Annotated in this window: 21 protein-coding genes; 10 read left to right on the top strand and 11 right to left on the bottom strand. The window is 57.1% G+C overall.

Features of this window, described 5'->3' with window-relative positions; genetic code table 11:
* Position 1: 1 nt before the first annotated feature.
* The 4 genes from GOV85_RS19630 (at position 2) to GOV85_RS19615 (ending at position 3,642) form a co-directional block, all read left to right on the top strand.
* Positions 2-922 (top strand): manganese-dependent inorganic pyrophosphatase, encoded by a 921-nt coding sequence (locus GOV85_RS19630; protein ID WP_171181385.1) that lies wholly within the window; start codon positions 2-4, stop codon positions 920-922.
* Between the two features lie 93 nt (positions 923-1,015).
* Positions 1,016-2,119, top strand: coding sequence for a DUF389 domain-containing protein (locus GOV85_RS19625; RefSeq protein WP_171181383.1), 1,104 nt, complete (start codon positions 1,016-1,018; stop codon positions 2,117-2,119).
* 102 nt (positions 2,120-2,221) lie between these two features.
* The gene (locus tag GOV85_RS19620; RefSeq protein ID WP_171181381.1) at positions 2,222-3,097 is read left to right on the top strand and encodes a TIGR01459 family HAD-type hydrolase; all 876 of its coding nucleotides are present in this window, start codon (positions 2,222-2,224) and stop codon (positions 3,095-3,097) included.
* A gap of 101 nt (positions 3,098-3,198) precedes the next feature.
* Positions 3,199-3,642, top strand: a complete 444-nt coding sequence (locus GOV85_RS19615; RefSeq protein ID WP_171181379.1) for a MaoC family dehydratase — start codon at positions 3,199-3,201, stop codon at positions 3,640-3,642.
* An 87-nt stretch (positions 3,643-3,729) separates the two neighbouring features.
* Here GOV85_RS19615 and GOV85_RS19610 read toward each other — a convergent pair whose 3' ends face one another.
* Both GOV85_RS19610 and GOV85_RS19605 read right to left on the bottom strand, forming a co-directional pair.
* Complete coding sequence (locus tag GOV85_RS19610) at positions 3,730-4,719, bottom strand: methylenetetrahydrofolate reductase (protein WP_171181377.1); 990 nt, start codon at positions 4,717-4,719, stop codon at positions 3,730-3,732.
* Positions 4,716-5,297, bottom strand: a complete 582-nt coding sequence (locus GOV85_RS19605) for a methylenetetrahydrofolate reductase C-terminal domain-containing protein (RefSeq protein ID WP_171181375.1) — start codon at positions 5,295-5,297, stop codon at positions 4,716-4,718. Before GOV85_RS19605 ends, GOV85_RS19610 begins: the two co-directional genes overlap by 4 nt.
* Before the next feature lie 259 nt (positions 5,298-5,556).
* On the opposite strand from GOV85_RS19605, the gene GOV85_RS19600 reads away from it, so the two are divergent.
* Genes GOV85_RS19600 through GOV85_RS19590 form a run of 3 tightly spaced genes read left to right on the top strand, consistent with a single transcriptional unit; the run spans position 5,557 to position 7,993 of the window.
* Positions 5,557-6,489 (top strand): bifunctional riboflavin kinase/FAD synthetase, encoded by a 933-nt coding sequence (locus tag GOV85_RS19600; RefSeq protein ID WP_171181414.1) that lies wholly within the window; start codon positions 5,557-5,559, stop codon positions 6,487-6,489.
* Entirely contained in the window at positions 6,486-6,959 is a 474-nt protein-coding gene (locus GOV85_RS19595; protein ID WP_171181373.1) for a YcgN family cysteine cluster protein, read from the top strand. Before GOV85_RS19600 ends, GOV85_RS19595 begins: the two co-directional genes overlap by 4 nt.
* Positions 6,959-7,993 carry a low specificity L-threonine aldolase gene (locus GOV85_RS19590; protein WP_171181371.1) on the top strand — a complete coding sequence of 345 codons (1,035 nt, stop codon included), beginning with the start codon at positions 6,959-6,961 and terminating at the stop codon, positions 7,991-7,993. Before GOV85_RS19595 ends, GOV85_RS19590 begins: the two co-directional genes overlap by 1 nt.
* On the opposite strand, the gene GOV85_RS19585 is transcribed toward GOV85_RS19590, so the two are convergent.
* Both GOV85_RS19585 and GOV85_RS19580 read right to left on the bottom strand, forming a co-directional pair.
* Positions 7,980-8,804, bottom strand: a complete 825-nt coding sequence (locus tag GOV85_RS19585) for an alpha/beta fold hydrolase (RefSeq protein WP_171181369.1) — start codon at positions 8,802-8,804, stop codon at positions 7,980-7,982. The genes GOV85_RS19590 and GOV85_RS19585 overlap by 14 nt on opposite strands.
* Entirely contained in the window at positions 8,801-9,403 is a 603-nt protein-coding gene (locus GOV85_RS19580; protein WP_171181367.1) for a 2-hydroxychromene-2-carboxylate isomerase, read from the bottom strand. The genes GOV85_RS19585 and GOV85_RS19580 overlap by 4 nt, the downstream gene beginning before the upstream one ends.
* A 107-nt stretch (positions 9,404-9,510) precedes the next feature.
* On the opposite strand from GOV85_RS19580, the gene GOV85_RS19575 reads away from it, so the two are divergent.
* Complete coding sequence (locus tag GOV85_RS19575; RefSeq protein ID WP_171181365.1) at positions 9,511-10,530, top strand: ribose-phosphate pyrophosphokinase; 1,020 nt, start codon at positions 9,511-9,513, stop codon at positions 10,528-10,530.
* Positions 10,531-10,642: 112 nt separating this feature from the next.
* Positions 10,643-11,092 (top strand): ribose 5-phosphate isomerase B, encoded by a 450-nt coding sequence (rpiB, locus tag GOV85_RS19570; RefSeq protein WP_171181363.1) that lies wholly within the window; start codon positions 10,643-10,645, stop codon positions 11,090-11,092.
* 39 nt (positions 11,093-11,131) lie between these two features.
* Here the strand turns inward: rpiB and GOV85_RS19565 are convergent, their stop codons facing one another.
* The 7 genes from GOV85_RS19565 to GOV85_RS19535 all read right to left on the bottom strand — a co-directional run bounded on the left by GOV85_RS19565 (position 11,132) and on the right by GOV85_RS19535 (position 17,491).
* Positions 11,132-11,482 (bottom strand): H-type lectin domain-containing protein, encoded by a 351-nt coding sequence (locus GOV85_RS19565; protein WP_171181361.1) that lies wholly within the window; start codon positions 11,480-11,482, stop codon positions 11,132-11,134.
* 114 nt (positions 11,483-11,596) lie between these two features.
* On the bottom strand, positions 11,597-12,007 hold the full coding sequence (locus GOV85_RS19560; RefSeq protein ID WP_171181359.1) for a F0F1 ATP synthase subunit epsilon: 411 nt from the start codon (positions 12,005-12,007) through the stop codon (positions 11,597-11,599).
* Positions 12,008-12,019: 12 nt separating this feature from the next.
* Positions 12,020-13,444, bottom strand: a complete 1,425-nt coding sequence (gene atpD, locus GOV85_RS19555) for a F0F1 ATP synthase subunit beta (RefSeq protein ID WP_171181356.1) — start codon at positions 13,442-13,444, stop codon at positions 12,020-12,022.
* 18 nt (positions 13,445-13,462) lie between these two features.
* Positions 13,463-14,341, bottom strand: a complete 879-nt coding sequence (locus GOV85_RS19550; RefSeq protein WP_171181354.1) for a F0F1 ATP synthase subunit gamma — start codon at positions 14,339-14,341, stop codon at positions 13,463-13,465.
* 12 nt (positions 14,342-14,353) lie between these two features.
* Complete coding sequence (atpA, locus tag GOV85_RS19545; RefSeq protein ID WP_171181352.1) at positions 14,354-15,892, bottom strand: F0F1 ATP synthase subunit alpha; 1,539 nt, start codon at positions 15,890-15,892, stop codon at positions 14,354-14,356.
* A complete protein-coding gene (locus tag GOV85_RS19540; RefSeq protein WP_171181350.1) occupies positions 15,893-16,453 on the bottom strand; it encodes a F0F1 ATP synthase subunit delta in 561 nt (186 codons plus the stop codon).
* A gap of 303 nt (positions 16,454-16,756) precedes the next feature.
* Positions 16,757-17,491 (bottom strand): class I SAM-dependent methyltransferase, encoded by a 735-nt coding sequence (locus GOV85_RS19535; protein WP_171181412.1) that lies wholly within the window; start codon positions 17,489-17,491, stop codon positions 16,757-16,759.
* Between the two features lie 61 nt (positions 17,492-17,552).
* Here GOV85_RS19535 and gloB point away from each other — a divergent pair, with 61 nt between their 5' ends.
* A complete protein-coding gene (gloB, locus tag GOV85_RS19530) occupies positions 17,553-18,320 on the top strand; it encodes a hydroxyacylglutathione hydrolase (RefSeq protein ID WP_171181348.1) in 768 nt (255 codons plus the stop codon).
* Positions 18,321-18,401: the final 81 nt, after the last annotated feature.

Raw genomic sequence — 18,401 nt, 5'->3', positions numbered from 1 at the left:
CATGACAACACTCGTATTTGGCCACAAATCCCCTGATACTGACTCCACAGGCTCGCCGATCCTGTGGTCGTGGTACCTGAACGAGATTAAGGGTGAACAGACCGAGCCGGTGCTGCTGGGTGAGCCCAACACTGAGGCAGCCTTTATGCTGGAGAACTGGGACCTGCCCAAACCACGCATCATCGAAGATGTAACTGCAGACACCCCGGTGGTCATCGTCGACACCAACAACCCGGCGGAACTGCCTGCCAGCATCAACGACGCAGATATCCGCGCGATCATCGACCACCACAAACTGGTCGGCGGTCTGGAAACCAAAGTTCCGATTGACATCACCGTACGCCCGCTGGCCTGCACTGCAACCATCATGGTCGACCTGATGGGTGACGATGCTGCCAAAATGCCCGACGCCATCAAAGGTGCCGCCCTGACCTGCATCCTGTCGGACACGCTGGAATTCCGCTCGCCCACTACCACAGCGCATGACCGCGCGGTGGCGGAAAAGCTGGCCGCTGAGCTGGAACTGGATATATCGGCCTATGCAGCCGACATGTTCGCCGCAAAGTCTGACGTCTCGTCCTTCTCAGACGCAGAGCTGATCCGCATGGACAGCAAGGAATACGAAGTGGACGGCACCAAGTTCCGCGTCTCGGTTCTGGAAACCACTGCCCCCGGCGTCGTTCTGGACCGCAAGGCCAGCCTGGCGACGTCGATGGTGGACGTGGCCGCAGAAGACGGCGTCGATCAGGTTCTGTTGTTCGTGGTTGATATCCTGAATGAAGAAGCCACGCTGCTGGTGCCCAACGATCTGGTCAAATCCGTTGCCGAGAAAAGCTTTGGCGCAGCCGTCGACGGGGATGCCGTTGTCCTGCCGGGCATCATGAGCCGGAAAAAGCAGATCATTCCAAACCTCAAGGTCTGATCTGCGCGCAACCCAGACGAAAGGCGTCCGTTCGGGCGCCTTTTTCTTTTACATTCGCCATTTGCGGGACCGGAATCGGTTGTTAGTCTGGCCTTGGGTACGAAACTCAAACCAGATCAGGCAAACACCATCGTTATTCGCAGCCTCAGTACGACCAAAGGCATCCTTCGATTTGAAGGTACGGACAAAGCCGCTTATTGGCGACGCTTTGCAATGTTGCTGACCCTGTCAGTTGTGATTGCCACCATGGGACTGCTGCGCAACTCCGGGGCCGTCGTGATTGCAGCCATGCTTGTCGCGCCACTAATGACTCCAATCCTGGGGGTGGCTGCCGCGATGGTCATGGGTTGGCTAAAGCGTGCCGTTGCTCTTGCTCTTACGGTGTGCTTGGCGGCTTGTGCCTGCGTGCTGATGGCCTGGTTCATGGTCTATGTCGCGGACGTCCCACGAGGGATACTGATCCCCGATCAGGTCCTTGCGCGCACGGATCCCGGCACCGAGGATCTGATCGTCGCACTGGCTGCCGGTGTCGCCGGCGCCTATGTGCAGATCAACAAGTCCGAACTGAGCCTTCTGCCCGGCGCAGCGATTGGTGTTTCGCTCGTTCCGCCGCTCTCGGCAGCAGGTATTTTGTTGTATTTTGGCGAACCAGCCGAAGCGTATGAAGCGGGACTTCTATTCGCAACAAACCTAGGCGCGATCATTCTGTCCGCCTGTGCGGTCTATCTGGTTTATGCCGCGCGGTCTGTGGTTTTCAGCAAGGGCAAGCGCAAACTGAACTTTACAGCCAGCGTATTCGTCGCGCTCGCCTTTTTGGTCGTCGTCGTGCTGCAGCTCGGGAAATCCACCTATAATCGCTATCTGGAGACACGGACCGAGGCACAGGTGGCCGAAGCCATTCGGGAGTGGGCCGATCCGATTTCAGTGGAAATCATACGAATTGATGTCAACGCCCAGCGCAAACAGACTGAGGTTTGGCTGATCGTCGATCTTCCTGTCGAGGCACAGTTCAAAGTCTCTTCTATTGCCGCGTTGCTGCCGGAAAGGCTCCGTGAAACATCCCTTGTTGACGTATTGCAGGAAGAACTTGGCCCCGGCTATCTGGCCATCATCCGGTATCAGACCCGCATTGGAGCTCAGGTCATTTTGGGAACAGATAACGTACAGCAAGCCCCGGACGTGACCGAAGACGAATAGAGGATTCTCCAATTCCTCAGCACAAAATGGAAAGCGGGATGGTGTTCGACCCCAAGCTTTGCCATAGCTGTCGCAACCGCGAACATATTCATAGAGGCCCCCATGACCCAGATCGTTTCCTCGCTTGCCGAGATCTCTGACCGCTATAAGGCGCTGTTTGTCGACCTTTGGGGCTGTGTTCACAACGGTATCACCGCTTATCCCGAAGCTGTTGCGGCATTGCAGACTTATCGCGCAAATGGCGGGGTTGTTGTGCTGGTCACGAACTCTCCGAAACCCCGAGCAGGCGTGGCAGAGCAATTGGGTCAGTTCAACGTGCCCTCAGACGCCTATGACACCATTGCGACCAGCGGGGATTCCGCGCGGTCGGCGATGTTCCGGGGAGCCGTTGGGCAAAAGGTGTATTTCATGGGTGAATGGCAGCGCGATGCAGGCTTTTTCGAACCTCTAAAGCTGCTGGATCACCCGATCCACATCGAACGCGTGTCGCTGAAGGAGGCCGAAGGCATTGTTTGCTGTGGGCCATTCGATCCGATGGCTGATCCTGATGTGAACCGGCCCGATTTTCTTTACGCCAAGCAGATGGGTATGAAACTGCTCTGTGCAAACCCTGACATTGTTGTGGACAGAGGGGAAGTGCGCGAGTGGTGTGCCGGTGCTTTGGCGAAGCTGTATACCGAAATGGGTGGCGAGAGTCTGTATTTCGGCAAACCGCATCCACCGATCTATGATCTGGCCCGTCGCAGGCTGCAAGAACTGGGTCATGATGTCCCTGACGGCGACATTCTGGTGATCGGCGACGGACCCCATACGGATATTCTGGGCGGCATGGGAGAGGGCATTGATTCTCTGTTTATCTCAGGCGGTCTGGCCGCAGCCGAAACAAAAACGTCGCACCACCCGCATCACGAATCCTTAAACGATTATATCAAAAGGGAAAAAATAAATCCGACCTACACAATTGGTCGCTTGCGGTAGTAAGAAAAGACTTGATTTTCTGCAGCTGCGAAGTAATAAAGTTGCCAACCTTGGCCTAAAGATGGTTTTTTCTTTCACGGCCGATCTCGAGTGAGGGCAACATGTTGGATAATCTTCCACGCGGAACGATCTGTATCGAAGACATCGAAATGGGTATGTCCCGCCACCTGCGCAAAGTGGTGACGGATGAAGACATCGAGATGTTCGCGCAGGTTTCGACTGACCGAAATCCTGTGCATCTGGACGACGATTATGCCCGCGATACCATCTTTGAAGGCCGTATCGCACACGGGATGCTGACGGCGGGTCTGATCTCGGCAGTGATTGGCGAACAGCTTCCCGGTCACGGCACTGTCTACATGGGGCAGTCGCTCAAATTTCTGGCACCCGTGCGCCCCGGCGACATGGTTTATGCCGAAGTGAAGGTGATCGACATCGATTTTTCCAAGCGCCGGGTCAAACTGGATTGCCATTGCTCGGTCGACGGCAAGAAAGTCCTGATCGGAGAGGCCATGGTTTTGGCTCCATCGCGCAAGTTCGACTGATCGGCAAACCAACCTATGTCAGGAAAGGCACCCGACGGGTGCCTTTTTGCTTTTTTACGTCCCAATTCATGCATTCTGAGTGCACCCTCAGGACGAACGCGCACGCCTGCGCCCTTTCAAGGCACCAGATTCCAGAATGATCTCTGACACTACGTGCTCACGCCTGTAAGCCATCACATGGACCCCAGAGACCCCGGCGATGTCACGAATTTGCTGGATCAATTCGATACAGATCTTCTTGCCTTCTTCGGCCGGCTTTTCGGCCTTCTCCATTCGATCAATAACCTGATCAGGGATATGAATCCCGGGCACATTACTGCGCATCCAACGTGCAGCACGAGCCGAGGCAATGGGGCCAACACCAGCAATAATAAAAACTCTCTTGTCCAAACCGGCATCCCGCACCCGTGCCATGAACTTCTCAAACAACGGGATGTCGTAGATATAATTGGTCTGAATGTACTCAGCACCAGCTTCGACCTTTTTAGCCAGACGATCCGGACGCCACTCATAGGGCGGTATGCAGGGGTTTTCTGCAGCCCCCAGGAACAACTGGGGTGGACGCGTAATTTTTCGGCCCGAGAGGAATTTTCCCTGATCGCGCATCGTTCGAATCGTTCGCAGCAATGTCAGGGAATCAAAGTCGAACACCGGTTTCGCCCCCGGCTGATCCCCAACGCCAACGCCGTCACCCGTTAAGCATAGGACATTGCTCACACCCAGCGCCGCGGCCCCCAGAACATCACCCTGAATGGCAATGCGGTTCCGGTCTCGGCAAGAAATCTGATACACTGGCGAATAGCCAGCGCGTGTCAACAACGCGCAAATCCCAATCGAAGACATATGGCAATTCGCGCCCGAAGCATCGGTTGCGTTGATTGCATCCGCGACCTCACCCAAAGGCTGAGCCGCTTGAAACACATCCTCAGGGTCGGCGCTATCTGGCGGGTTCAATTCAGCCGTTACGGCAAAACGGCCCGAACGCAAAACCCTCTCTAACCGGCTGTGCGACACGTACCCTTCGGGAACGGGAACATAGCCGATCGGCTCTACATCGCTGCGATGTGGGTCGTTCATTTCTTCAGTTCCCGGTTCATTGCGTTGGGCGGTTCGGTGGCCAGCGGCGCTGAGGAAGGTTCGTTTTCGCGTGCCTCCGGGAAGGCTTCGGCAAGGGTTACACGCGCGGCATCGCGGGCCTCACGTTCTTGCGCTGCAATCTCGCGGCTGACCCGCAACCACGATGACGATCCCTTCAAAGTGTGTTCCACTGGCGGCAGAACTTCCTTTATCTTTTCGCCCCCGTGTCGCATGCGGCTGGCACCGTCCCAGGCCAAGGCCCACACGCATTTCATGTCAGGCTTCACTTCGCAGAACTCGCCTGGACGCACGCCACCACACGGACCATTTCGCAACTGCTTTGGGCAGTTCATCGGGCAGGACATGCCGGTCGATGACAACACGCATTGACCGCACATCTTGCAGTCGAACAACAGGGTTTTGACGCCCTTTTCGACCAGCGCTATGGGGCGTTCGACGCGGTTGTAGCCGATCTTTGCAAAAAGCGGATCCATCGCGACCATGCCGCGTTCGACGCACTTATAAATCCACTCGAATGTGCGGGCATGGCGAATCGCGAGCAGTCGCAATCGATACATGGTCTGCCTCCTGTGCTGGGTTCTATTGAACCTGGCCGGGCCTGAACCGGGTCGCAGCGCATCCTGAGATCCGGATGTTCAGTCTACACGCAGGTATTTTTTTGAATCAAGCAGTTGGCTTTGTGCATAATGACATGTGGTGGATGCTTTGGCGTTGTTGTTGGGCGTTTTGTTGGGTTCGGGGGAATTCAGACCGAGGCATTTGCAGAATTCAAACTGCCGCTTGAACTCATCGCGACGCGACGCTACGCAATCGCTTATGCACATCATCCGGGATTTCCAGTTTGTCGAGCCAGAAGATCGCGGCGCCAGCGTAGCGATCGGCAACTTTGACGGCGTACATGTGGGGCATCGGTCGGTCATCGAAATGGCCCGCCAAGCAGCTCCTGACGCGCCGCTGGGTGTCATGACCTTTGAACCGCATCCGCGCGAATACTTTGCGCCGGATTCGCCTCCGTTCCGCCTGATGCGCGGTAATGCACGAGCGCACCGGCTGGAAAAACTGGGTGTAGAAAAGCTCTACGAGCTGCCCTTCAATGCAGCGCTGGCCGGGCTTTCACCGGAAGAGTTCGCGCGTACAGTGATTTGTGACGGGCTGGGCCTGTCGCATGCGGTGGTGGGGGCTGATTTCTGCTTTGGCAAAGGCCGCAGCGGTTCAGCTGATGATCTGGTCCGATTTGGGAAAGAGATGGGGTTTGGGGTGACGATCGCCCCACTGATGGAGCGGTCCGAGAATGTGGTCTCGTCAACTGCAATTCGGACCGCGTTAAGCGAAGGCCGCCCGCGTGATGCAGCCGCAATGCTGGGTCATTGGCACAGGATCGAAGGCGAAGTTGTCGGCGGTGAACAGCGTGGGCGCGAGCTGGGGTTTCCCACTGCTAACATGTCCATCGAAGGTCTTCACCTGCCGAAATTTGGTGTCTACGCCGTTCTGGTCGACGTACTGGATGGCCCGCATCAGGGCAGTTACCACGGTGCGGCCTCGATTGGAGTTCGACCAATGTTTCAAGGTGAAGTGCCCAATATCGAAACCTTTCTTTTCGACTTTTCCGGCGATCTTTATGGCGCCACCCTGTCTGTCGGCCTGATCGATTTCCTGCGTCCTGAACTTACATTCGACGGATTGGACGGGCTGATTGCCCAGATGGATGCAGATTGCGAAAAAGCCCGTGGCATTCTGGCCGCCTTATGAGCACGGATCCGATCGAACGCACCGGCCTGCCCGCCCGGTTCTGGGAACGCAAACACCTGCGCAAGATGAACCAGCGCGAATGGGAAGCGTTATGTGACGGCTGCGGCAAGTGCTGCCTGAATAAGCTGGAAGACGAAGACTCGGGCGAGGTCGCACTGACATGTGTCGCCTGCCGACTGCTGGACGATGAAAGCTGCCGCTGTACGCAATACGATATCCGGCACCAGTTTGTGCCTGAATGCATTGTCATGACACCCGACAACATAGATGAACACGCCTATTGGTTGCCGCAAACCTGTGCCTATCGACTGCTTTGGGAGGGTAAGCCTCTTTACGATTGGCATCCTCTGATATCAGGTACGCCTGACAGCGTTCATGCGGCGGGCGTCTCGGTTCAGGGGCGCACGGTGTCTGAGTTCGAAACCCCCATGGAAGAGTGGGAAGACTACATTATCGAGGAGCCAAGCTGATGTATTTTGCCTCTGACAATTCCGGGCCGGTTCACCCTCAGGTCATGGCCAAACTGGCCGAGGCCAACCAAGGCTATCAGATGGCTTATGGTGCTGACGCGCTGATGAACGAGGTGCGAGACCGCATTCGCAGCATTTTCGAGGCTCCGGGGGCTGCCGTGTATCTTGTGGCAACCGGGACAGCGGCGAACTCTCTGGCTCTTGCGACACTGTCCAACCCATGGGAAACGGTCTTTTGCTCTCCGGTTGCCCATATCCACGAGGATGAGTGCAACGCGCCTGAATTTTACAGCGGCGCCAAGCTGACCCTTGTGCCTGGCGGTGACAAGATGACGCCCGAAGCATTGCGCGGTTCGATCCTGGGTGAAGAAACACGAGGCGTGCATGGACCGCAACGCGGGCCAGTGTCGATCACTCAAGTTACCGAACGCGGATCGGTATACTCCTTGGAAGAATTGCAGGCGCTGTGCAGTGTCGCGAAGGAATACAACCTGCCTGTGCATCTGGACGGTGCGCGCTTTACCAATGCGTTGGTTTCGCTGAATTGCTCGCCAGCTGAAATGACGTGGAAAGCAGGCGTGGATGCCGTCAGCTTTGGCGGCACCAAGAACGGGTTGATGGGCGTCGAAGCGGTGGTGTTTTTTGACGAGAGCAAAGCGTGGGAATTTGAGCTCCGCCGCAAACGCGGGGCGCATCTGTTCTCGAAACACCGCTATCTGTCCGCACAGATGGCCGCGTATCTCGAAGATGACCTTTGGCTGAAACTGGCCCGGAAGGCCAACGCCAACTGTGCGCACTTGGCCGACGGATTGCGCGCCAAGGGGGCGACATTCCTGCATGAACCGCAGGCCAACATGGTTTTTGCTTCTTTCTCGCGTGCCAAGCACAAGCAACTGCATGACGCCGGTGCCGTCTATCACCTCTGGGGGGATGAACTGGACGGCGCGGATGATGGTGAAAGCCTGGCATGCCGCTTAGTGTGCGACTGGTCTATTGGAACGTCCCAGATCGATCAGTTTCTCAACTTGCTATAGGGATCGGCTTCCAGAACGCCTTCAGCAGAGCCGCTGTGTCTTGAGGGTGCGAAATGGGCAGCATGTGCCCCGCGCCCTGAACCACCGCATGGCGCGCGTGGGGCAAGCGGTGAACCAAACCGGCGCAGATCGCGGGGATTACAGGATGGGTTTCTGATCCGCTTAGGATCAGGGTCGGCATAGCGGCACGTTCCAGCATCTCGGCCCTGAGTAACCCGGCTTGATCTTCATAAAGCACCGAATGCACGGCTGGAACTGCATGTATCCCACGCACCATATTAGCGCGCGTCCGTTCGGGCAAGTCAGGCCATTTCGGGCTGATGCCAGTGCTCCACATCCGGTTGAACAGTCGCGCGGCCAGAGCGTTTTCGCCCGCATTAAAGGCGCTGTTTATCGGCTCAATATCTTTCTCATGCTGATCGAACAAATCCGGCGCGTCCCGGTGTGCTATGGCAAAAAAGACGGGTTCAATCAGAATCAGACTGCGCACGCGCTCGGGATGTTCCAAGGCCAGTCTCAGTGCAATAATCGCCCCAAAGGAATGGCCAACGACGTCCATCTGCCCCGCCAGTTCAGCCGCAGCGTTATTGGTGACGTGATCAAAGAAGTCCCCCTGCCCGTCCCAATCCGGGCTACGCCCGTGTGACAACATATCCGGCGCGACCAGAGAGGCATTCCCGTCCATCGCCTTGGCCAATCCCGACCACACGCCGGAATGCGCAATGGTGCAATGGAGGGCGAGCGTTTTTCGCGCGCCCTCTCCCAACCGCCGAACGAAGACGGAATGCGCCGAGGCAGCCGAAGCTGTCATCCCTTCATCTCGGCTAGATGGTTGTCCAGATCATCCAGACTGTCCTGACCCCAGAACCGCTGACCGTCCGGTGTGATGTAAAATGGGGCACCAAAGGCCCCCTGGTCCACGGCCTCTTCCAGATTGGTGGCATATGTCTCTGCCCCAACCAGCAAACCGCTATTGGCGAGGTCAGGATCAAACCCGGAATTTGCCAGACACTCACGTATCACATCATCTTGTGACACGTCCTTTTCTTCGGCCCAGCAAGCGCGCAGGATCAGTTGGCACAGCTTGCCGACATCCCCCGAACCATCTTTGGCCGCAGCGATCACTGCATAAGAAGACGGGGCCATATTGGTGGGCCAATGCGCGGGTTTCAGGTTGAACTCCACGCCCAGACGTTTGGCTTGACGCAGCAAGTCCTGCGCGCGGTATTCGATGCGCGAGATATGGCGGTCTTTTGGTGCTGTGCCCCCGGTGCGCGCAAACAAGGCCATGATGTCCAGTGGTTTGTAGTTGATGGTCGCATCATGTTTCGCCGCAACCTCTTCCAGTCGGTTTCCGGCCAGATAGGTGTAGGGCGAAATTGTCGCAAAATAGTAGTCAATCTGGGTCATGTTCACTTTCTCCGCTGCGTTGCCTTTGCGGGACGTTAGACCCGTGCTAAGCGGTGTCAACATCACGAATCTGTCACATTGCCAAAGCTGCCCGGGGACCTCAGCCGATGCCGACACTCCACGAACCCAAGCTCATCGCTGGGAACGCCAATCTTCCGCTTGCCGAATCCATCGCTCGCCGCATGAGCTTGTATCGCGGCGTTGACCAGGGTCTGGTCGATGCGCGGGTCGAGCGGTTCAATGACGGCGAGATCTTTGTCGAAGTGTTCGAAAACGTCCGGGGCGAGGACATGTTCATCGTCCAGCCGACGTCGAACCCGGCAAATGATAACCTGATGGAACTGCTGATCATTGCCGATGCGTTGCGCCGCTCTTCCGCACAAAGGATCACAGCCGTGATCCCTTATTTCGGCTATGCCCGTCAGGATCGTCGCACCAAGGCCCGGACACCAATCAGCGCCAAGCTTGTTGCCAACATGCTGACAGGTGCTGGGATCGAACGCGTCCTGACAATGGACCTGCACGCAGCACAAATTCAGGGGTTCTTTGATATCCCGGTGGACAACCTCTATGCTTCGCCGATTTTTGCGCTGGATGTGAAGCATCAGTTCAAGAACAACATGGACGAGATCATGGTTGTTTCGCCAGACGTCGGCGGCGTGGCCCGCGCCCGCGAACTGGCCAAGCGGATCAATGCCCCGCTGTCGATCGTCGACAAGCGCCGCGAGAAAGCGGGTGAAGTGGCCGAAATGACGGTGATCGGTGACGTAAAAGACAAGATCTGTCTGATCGTGGACGACATGTGTGATACCGCTGGCACACTCTGCAAGGCGGCGCAGGTCCTGCTGGATAACGGCGCGAAAGAGGTTCACTCCTACATCACGCATGGTGTCATGAGTGGCCCGGCGGTTGAACGTGTCACCAATTCGGTGATGAAGTCGCTTGTTCTGACCGACACGATCCAACCCACCAAAGAGATTGCGCAGGCCAAAAACATTCGCATCGTGCCAACCGCGCCAATTTTTACTCAGGCAATCCTGAACATCTGGAACGGCACCAGCGTGTCTTCGCTATTCGAAGACAAGACACTTACGCCGATCTACGAATCCATGTACCAGATGGATTGAGTTCCCAGGGGCGGCCAAAAAAGCCGCCCTTTTGCTTTTTGAAACACTGATCCGTTCTGCTTGCCCCTCGCTAGCATGAGCTTGGATCCGCGAAAGAGGAAAGTGACCTCCGATGTCCGCAAACAAACGTATTGTTCTGTCCAGTGACCACGCGGCGATCGATTTGCGCCAGGCTGTGGCGAAACACATCGCGCAACAAGGCTGGGACGTAGTCGATATCGGCCCGAATACACCGGAAAGCACCCACTACCCCAAGCATGGCAAAGCCGCGGCCGAAGCTGTTGCATCCGGTGATTGCGGTTTGGGCATCATCCTCTGCGGCACCGGCCAGGGCATCATGATGGCCGCAAACAAAGTGCCAGGCATTCGCTGTGGCGTTTGTTCAGACGCCTTTTCGGCCCGAATGATCCGCCAGCACAACAACGCCAACATGCTGTCAATCGGCGCGCGCGTTGTCGGCGAAGGTCAGGCGCTGGACATCGTTGATGCGTTTCTGAGTGCCGAGTTCGAAGGCGGTCGCCACGCCACGCGGGTGGACATGATCGAAGCGCAGGGAAACTGACACCTGCGCTTCCTTAAAGCGCGATGGTCTGAACCCGGATCAGGAGATATTCCAGTCATCCGGGTGCGCGACCTCTCCTATCGCGGTCCAGCTTGCTCGGATGCGAGCGATACGAGTGTCGGACCATGTGCGAAACACCGCTTCGAACCCTTCGGTGGTGATGTTTTCAGCCTGCACCTCGGCCCGCAGCGCCGAAGACGTATCTACATCCCATAGCGAGATTCCGATCTGAACAGTTGGCGGGGTCCGAAACGGTTCTTTGAACTGAATGGGCGTGCGACGTTCCCTGGGACCCTGCCCTGTCCACATCTCACCGCCTTCGGCAAACTCCGAAAACAGCACATCTTCGCTCTGATCAATGCCAATGGGATGGGTAAGGAACTTTTTCATTTTGTCATCATTATTCTTGAATTCTCGCAAGTTATCGTGGCAATTCGGCAAAAGCACGACAAAAAAACGGCCCCGCAAAAGCGAGGCCGTTCAAATTTTTCACGGATAAGCCGGTTATAGGCTCATATGTGTCCCAAGCGCTTCCATGTCGGCCAGCAGCTTGGCGGCATCGTCGACAATGGTCTGATCATCGCCACCCTTTGCTGCCTCGTGCGAGGCGCGAGCGTCTTCGATCAGCTCGTCCAGATGCGCGCGGGTTACTTCGGCCACCGGAATGGCCTTTTCGGCCAGAACCGAAAGGCTGTCGCCGTTGATCTGGGCAAACCCGCCGGTGACCAGGTATTCGCTGGACCCTTCAGGTGCCTCAACCTTCAGCAGACCGGGGCGCAACGTGGTGATGGTGGGGGCATGGTCGGGCATCGCCGTCATGTCCCCGTCCGCGCCGGGAATCTGGACCGCGGTGGCCGCGAGCGAAGCAAGGCTCCGCTCGGGGCTGACGAGGTCGAATTGCATCGTGTTTGCCATCAGGGATACTCCTTAGGCGGCTTCTGCTGCCATCTTCTCGGCTTTGGCGATCACTTCTTCGATACCGCCAACCATCAGGAAGGCTGCTTCGGGCAGGTGATCGTATTCGCCAGCGACAACCGCTTTGAACGACGCGATGGTCACATCCAGAGGAACCTGAACGCCAGGCGAACCGGTGAAGACTTCGGCCACGTCGAACGGCTGCGACAGGAAGCGTTCGATCTTACGGGCACGGGCCACGGTCAGTTTGTCCTCTTCCGACAGTTCGTCCATGCCGAGGATGGCGATGATGTCCTGCAGCGACTTGTAGCGCTGGAGGATCTGCTGAACGTCGGTCGCAACCTTGTAGTGCTCTTCACCAACGATAGCTGGGTCGAGCAGACGTGAGGTCGAGTCGAGCGGGTCAACCGCAGGGTAAATACCCTTTTCCGAGATCGCACGGTTAAGAACGGTGGTCGCGTCCAGGTGCGCAAACGAGGTTGCCGGCGCAGGGTCGGTAAGGTCGTCCGCAGGCACGTAGATCGCCTGCACCGAGGTGATCGAGCCCGACTTGGTCGAGGTGATGCGTTCCTGCAGGGCGCCCATGTCGGTGGCCAGTGTCGGCTGGTAGCCCACCGCCGAAGGAATACGGCCCAGCAGAGCCGAAACCTCGGAACCCGCCTGTGTGAAGCGGAAGATGTTGTCGACGAAGAACAGAACGTCGGTACCGGACTGGTCACGGAACTGCTCGGCCAGGGTCAGACCGGTCAGAGCAACACGCGCACGCGCACCCGGAGGTTCGTTCATCTGACCGTAAACCAGGGCCACTTGGCTTTCCGACAGGTTGTCCGGCTTGATAACGTTCGATTCGATCATCTCATGGTACAGATCGTTCCCTTCACGGGTCCGTTCACCAACACCCGCGAACACCGAGAAGCCCGAGTGCACTTTTGCGATGTTGTTGATCAGTTCCATGATCAGAACGGTTTTACCAACGCCGGCACCGCCGAACAGGCCGATCTTACCGCCTTTGGCGTAAGGGGCCAGCAGGTCAACAACCTTGATGCCGGTAACCAGAACTTCCGATTCAGTCGACTGTTCGTCGAAGGTCGGTGCAGGCTGGTGGATCGCGCGGGCCTCAGATGCTTCAACCGGGCCCTTCTCGTCGATCGGCTCGCCAACAACGTTCAGGATTCGACCCAGGGTGGCGTTACCAACCGGCACCGAGATCGGCGCGCCTGTGTCGGTTACTTCCTCGCCACGGACCAGACCTTCGGTCGCGTCCATCGCGATGGTACGTACGGTGTTTTCACCCAGGTGCTGAGCAACTTCCAACACCAAGCGCTTGCCGTTGTTGGTGGTTTCCAGCGCGTTCAGAATTTCAGGCAGCGCGTCATCGAACTGCACGTCAACGACGGCCCCGATGATCTGTGTGACTTTGCCTTTTGCATTCGCCATGTTTCGTCTCCGGTTTTCTTACAGCGCTTCGGCGCCGGAAATAATTTCAATCAGCTCGTTGGTGATCACGGCCTGACGCGAGCGGTTGAACTGGATCGTCAGCTTGTCGATCATTTCACCCGCGTTACGTGTCGCGTTGTCCATCGCGGACATCCGTGCACCCTGTTCAGACGCTCCGTTTTCGAGCAGAGCCGAGAAGATCGCGGTCGCAACCCCCTTGGGCAGCAGATCGGCCAAAATGGCCTCTTCGCTGGGCTCGTAATCGAAGATGGCACCGCTGTCGTCACCTGCCGCTTCGTCCTCGAACGAGGCGGGGATGACCTGCTGTGCCGTCGGGATCTGGGTCACAACGTTGACGAACTTCGAATAGAAGATCGTGGCAACGTCGAACTCACCCCCGTCGAAACGAGACAGGATGTCCTTTGCGATGTCCTGCGCGTTGGAATACCCCAGACGCTTGACCTCGCTCAGGTCCACATGTCCGACGAACAGATCGCCCAAATCACGCTTAAGCGCGTCGCGGCCTTTTTTGCCGACGGTCAGAACTTTGACCGTCTTGCCTTTGCCGCGCAGCTCTTCCGCTTTGGCGCGGGCAAGCTTGGCGATGTTCGCGTTGAAGCCGCCACACAGGCCGCGTTCAGCTGTCATCACAACCAGCAGATGGACATCATCACTGCCCGTACCACGGAGCAGCTTGGGGGCGCTGTCGCTGCCCCCGACCGACGCCGCCAGCCCCGCCATCACGGCATTGAACCGTTCAGCATAGGGACGCGAGGCTTCGGCAGATTCCTGGGCGCGGCGCAGTTTTGCAGCCGCGACCATCTGCATGGCCTTGGTGATCTTGCGGGTCGATTTGACCGACTCGATCCTGTTTTTAAGGTCCTTCAGACTAGGCATCGGAACCTCCTATCAAGCGAAGGTTGCGGCGTATTCGTCGATCGCTGCCTTGATCTTGTCGGACGCGTCACCCTTGATCTTCGGATCTTCGTCGGTGAGCCACTTCAGCAGGTCCGCATGTTTGCCACGCAGATGTGCCAGAAGACCGGCTTCATAGCGGCCAACATCCGTGACTTCGATCTTGTCGAGGTAACCGTTGGTACCTGCGAAGATGACGCAGACGATTTCCGCGTTGGTCAGCGGCGAGTACTGCGGCTGTTTCATCAGCTCGGTCAGACGCGCACCACGGTTCAGCAGCTGCTGAGTTGCGGCGTCGAGGTCCGAACCAAACTGGGCAAAGGCCGCCATTTCACGGTACTGAGCCAGTTCCAGCTTAACCGGGCCAGCAACCGATTTCATCGCGTTGGTCTGGGCCGACGAGCCCACGCGCGAAACCGACAGACCGGTGTTCACAGCGGGACGAATGCCCTGATAGAACAGTTCGGTTTCCAGGAAGATCTGACCGTCAGTGATCGAGATCACGTTGGTCGGAATAAACGCCGAAACGTCACCACCCTGAGTTTCGATAACCGGCAGAGCGGTCAGCGAACCTGCACCAAAGTCTTCGTTCAGCTTCGCCGAACGTTCCAGCAGGCGCGAGTGGAGGTAGAAAACGTCACCCGGGTAAGCTTCACGTCCGGGCGGACGACGCAGCAACAGGGACATCTGACGATAGGACACAGCCTGCTTCGACAGGTCATCATAGATGATCAGAGCGTGGCGGCCGTTGTCACGGAAGTATTCAGCCATCGCGGTCGCGGCGTAAGGTGCAAGGAACTGCATCGGTGCCGGGTCGGACGCGGTCGCGGCCACAACGATCGAGTATTCAATCGCGCCGGACTCTTCCAGTTTCTTCACCAGCTGCGCAACGGTCGAACGCTTTTGACCAACCGCGACGTAAACACAGTACAGTTTCTTCGACTCGTCGTCGCCTGCTGCGTCGTTGTAAACCTTCTGGTTCAGGATGGTGTCCAGAGCCACAGCGGTTTTACCGGTCTGACGGTCACCAATGATCAGTTCCCGCTGGCCACGGCCAATCGGGATCATCGCGTCAACCGATTTCAGGCCGGTTGCCATCGGCTCGTGCACCGATTTACGCGGGATGATGCCGGGCGCTTTGACGTCGGCAACACCACGCTTGGAAGCATTGATCGGGCCTTTGCCGTCCAGCGGGTTGCCCAGACCGTCAACGACACGGCCCAGCAGCTCGTCACCAATCGGAACGTCCACGATCGAGTTGGTGCGCTTAACAGTGTCACCTTCTTTGATGTCACGGTCGGAACCGAAAATAACGACACCAACGTTGTCGCTTTCCAGGTTCAGGGCCATACCCATGATGCCACCGGGAAATTCGACCATCTCACCGGCTTGCACATTGTCCAGGCCGTATACACGGGCAATCCCGTCACCGACGCTCAGCACGCGGCCGATCTCGGCCACTTCGGCTTCCTGACCAAAATTCTTGATCTGGTCCTTCAGGATTGCAGAAATCTCTGCAGCTTGGATTCCCATTTATCCGACCTCTTTCATTGCATTCTGTAGGGAGTTCAGCTTCGAACGGATCGAACTGTCGATCATCTTCGAGCCCACTTTAACGACTAGACCGCCGATGAGGCTTTCATCCACGGTCGCATTGATAGTCACGGTCTTGCCCACGCGCTCGGACAGCGTCTTGGACAGTTTTTCCATTTGCGTCTTGGTCAGCGCTTTGGCCGAGGCAACATCTGCGGTCACTTCGCCACGCTCGTCTGCCAGCATGTCGCGCAGAACCTGCACCAGCTGCGGTACGACGAACAAACGGCGCTTCTGCGCCATCAGACCCAACGTGTTGCGCAGAATCGCGTTCAGGCCCATCTTATCTGCAATCGCGGTGATCGCACCTTCCTGTTCGGCGCGGGAAACCAGCGGCGAGGCAATCAGGTCGTGCAACTCGGCACTGTCGCCCAGTGCTGCTGCCAGATCATTGATGCCGGTTTCCAGACCTGCGAGGTCTTTGTTCTCTTTTGCGATCTCGAAGATCGCGGTGGCATAGCGCTCGGCGATGCCTGTGGAAATCGAAGCTGGTTCGGACACGTCCACCCTTCCGATATTTTGGGCCCCGAATTCGCGTTGCGGCAGCTACCCCGGGGGCGTGAAGAAACCCCGTCCAGAAGGCCGGGGATCAAAATCACCGGGGATGTAGCAGAGGTGATCCAACCAAGCAATACGCTATAGCGGTAACAGAATTATCCACAAAGTGTTGATTTTCATGCACTTAGCTCAAGTGCGACGGTTTGAACCCATCAGCTCAGTTGAAAAATGTTACGAATATGCAGGTTTTTGCGATTCCTGTGACTTTTTTCGCGCAATTTTATCGCTTCGGAAGGCCAGCGATTGTCACGCAGGTTTCAACAAACCGTCCAGCGCCTTGATCGGTTTTTTAACCGCATCTTTAGTCACGCTGCCGCTGGGCGGGCGAATGTGTTTGCTGACCTCAACCATCAGCACACCCCCAGCCATGACGGTCGGAATACGTTGCCCGGTTTTTTCAATCAGGCCGCCGGATTTCAGCCAGAAACGGCGAAACGAGGGCGGTCGATACAGAGCCGAACAATGCGTTTCGGGCAGAAAGTGATGCGCCTTGAGCTGGTTTTCCAACTGTGTGGCGGAATAGGGTCGCCCAAAGCCAAATGGCGTTTTGTCCGTCCGTGACCACAGACCGCCTCTGTTGGGAACAATAAATACAGCCCGCCCGCCGGGCCCCAGAACGCGCCAGCATTCATCCAACAGCTGGTTTGGCCTCTCTGACGTTTCCAGCCCATGCATCACAACAAGCTTGTCCACGTGACCGGTTTCAATCGGCCAAAGCGTTTCTTCGGTCAGAACAGACACATTGGGCATTCCCGCAGGCCAGGGCATGACGCCCTGCGGGCCAGGCATCAGCCCGATGACGCGGCGCGCATCTGCCAGGTACGGGCGCAACAACGGCACAGCAAAGCCGAATCCGGCCACTGTCTGCCCCTTGGCCTCGGGCCAAAGCTCTATCAAACGCCCGCGAATGGCCGCCTGCGCCGCACGCCCCAACGTGCTTCGATAGTAAAAGTTCCTCAGATCCTGCACATCAAGATGCATTGCGGACATCCGGTCAATCGGCTTAGCTGGGCGCAGTCTAGCAATGAAAGGGCAAAAAGCCATGCCTCTTGAGATCGTTACAATCCCATGCCTGAGCGACAATTACGCCTTTCTGGCCCACGACGCCACGAGCGGCCAGACCGCGCTGATCGACGCCCCCGAAGCTGCACCGATTCTGCAGGCGCTGGATGATAAAGGATGGACGCTTTCACATGTGCTTTTGACCCATCACCACTGGGATCACGTCGACGGGCTATCAGGCATTCTGGAAAAACACCCTGCACAGGTTGTCGGAGCCGCGGCGGATGCCCATCGCTTGCCGTCGCTGGATCTACAGGTGGTCGAGGGCGACAGCTTTGAAATCGGAGGGGAACAAGTTCAGGTTCTGGATGTATCCGGCCACACTGTGGGGCATGTCGCATACTACATGCCTCAAAGTGCTGCGGTATTTACCGCCGACAGTCTCATGGCGCTGGGCTGTGGTCGTCTTTTCGAGGGCACACCGGACCAGATGTGGGCATCTTTAAGTAAACTGGCCGCCCTGCCCGATGACACTTTGGTCTGCTCTGGACATGAATATACACAATCCAACGCTAAATTTGCCATTACCGTTGATCCGGACAACCCTGACCTGAAGGCGCGCATCGCGGATATTGAACGGGCGCGTGCCGCCGGAGAAGCCACTGTCCCGTCGATTCTGGCGCTGGAAAAGGCAACAAATCCGTTTCTGAGGGCTGCTGACCCGGCGATTCAAGCCCATTTAGGCATGACAGGCGCGCGTCCCGAGGCCGTTTTTGCGGAAATCCGGGGTAGAAAAGACCGGTTCTGATGCCTATTTGACCCTCTTCACGGTCACGGTCACAACAAATGTGACTGTCAAGTGAAAGAAAACCCTTGAAGCCGGACGCCG

It is taken from the genome of Ruegeria sp. HKCCA4633 (assembly GCF_013034605.1).
Lineage (GTDB): Bacteria > Pseudomonadota > Alphaproteobacteria > Rhodobacterales > Rhodobacteraceae > Ruegeria.
The sequence above is the reverse complement of the archived record's forward strand: the minus strand, read 5'-3'. Positions and strand labels throughout refer to the sequence as shown.

Coding starts and splice junctions, on each gene's coding strand:
- atpD (WP_171181356.1), bottom strand. CDS start 13,444: ATGGCGAATGCAAAAGGCAAAGTCACACAGATCATCGGGGCCGTCGTT.
- GOV85_RS19565 (WP_171181361.1), bottom strand. CDS start 11,482: ATGAAAAAGTTCCTTACCCATCCCATTGGCATTGATCAGAGCGAAGAT.
- GOV85_RS19620 (WP_171181381.1), top strand. CDS start 2,222: ATGACCCAGATCGTTTCCTCGCTTGCCGAGATCTCTGACCGCTATAAG.
- GOV85_RS19550 (WP_171181354.1), bottom strand. CDS start 14,341: ATGCCTAGTCTGAAGGACCTTAAAAACAGGATCGAGTCGGTCAAATCG.
- GOV85_RS19615 (WP_171181379.1), top strand. CDS start 3,199: ATGTTGGATAATCTTCCACGCGGAACGATCTGTATCGAAGACATCGAA.
- GOV85_RS19595 (WP_171181373.1), top strand. CDS start 6,486: ATGAGCACGGATCCGATCGAACGCACCGGCCTGCCCGCCCGGTTCTGG.
- atpA (WP_171181352.1), bottom strand. CDS start 15,892: ATGGGAATCCAAGCTGCAGAGATTTCTGCAATCCTGAAGGACCAGATC.
- rpiB (WP_171181363.1), top strand. CDS start 10,643: ATGTCCGCAAACAAACGTATTGTTCTGTCCAGTGACCACGCGGCGATC.
- GOV85_RS19575 (WP_171181365.1), top strand. CDS start 9,511: ATGCCGACACTCCACGAACCCAAGCTCATCGCTGGGAACGCCAATCTT.
- GOV85_RS19580 (WP_171181367.1), bottom strand. CDS start 9,403: ATGACCCAGATTGACTACTATTTTGCGACAATTTCGCCCTACACCTAT.
- GOV85_RS19535 (WP_171181412.1), bottom strand. CDS start 17,491: ATGCATCTTGATGTGCAGGATCTGAGGAACTTTTACTATCGAAGCACG.
- GOV85_RS19585 (WP_171181369.1), bottom strand. CDS start 8,804: ATGACAGCTTCGGCTGCCTCGGCGCATTCCGTCTTCGTTCGGCGGTTG.
- GOV85_RS19630 (WP_171181385.1), top strand. CDS start 2: ATGACAACACTCGTATTTGGCCACAAATCCCCTGATACTGACTCCACA.
- GOV85_RS19590 (WP_171181371.1), top strand. CDS start 6,959: ATGTATTTTGCCTCTGACAATTCCGGGCCGGTTCACCCTCAGGTCATG.
- GOV85_RS19560 (WP_171181359.1), bottom strand. CDS start 12,007: ATGGCAAACACGATGCAATTCGACCTCGTCAGCCCCGAGCGGAGCCTT.
- GOV85_RS19600 (WP_171181414.1), top strand. CDS start 5,557: ATGCACATCATCCGGGATTTCCAGTTTGTCGAGCCAGAAGATCGCGGC.
- GOV85_RS19610 (WP_171181377.1), bottom strand. CDS start 4,719: ATGAACGACCCACATCGCAGCGATGTAGAGCCGATCGGCTATGTTCCC.
- gloB (WP_171181348.1), top strand. CDS start 17,553: ATGCCTCTTGAGATCGTTACAATCCCATGCCTGAGCGACAATTACGCC.
- GOV85_RS19605 (WP_171181375.1), bottom strand. CDS start 5,297: ATGTATCGATTGCGACTGCTCGCGATTCGCCATGCCCGCACATTCGAG.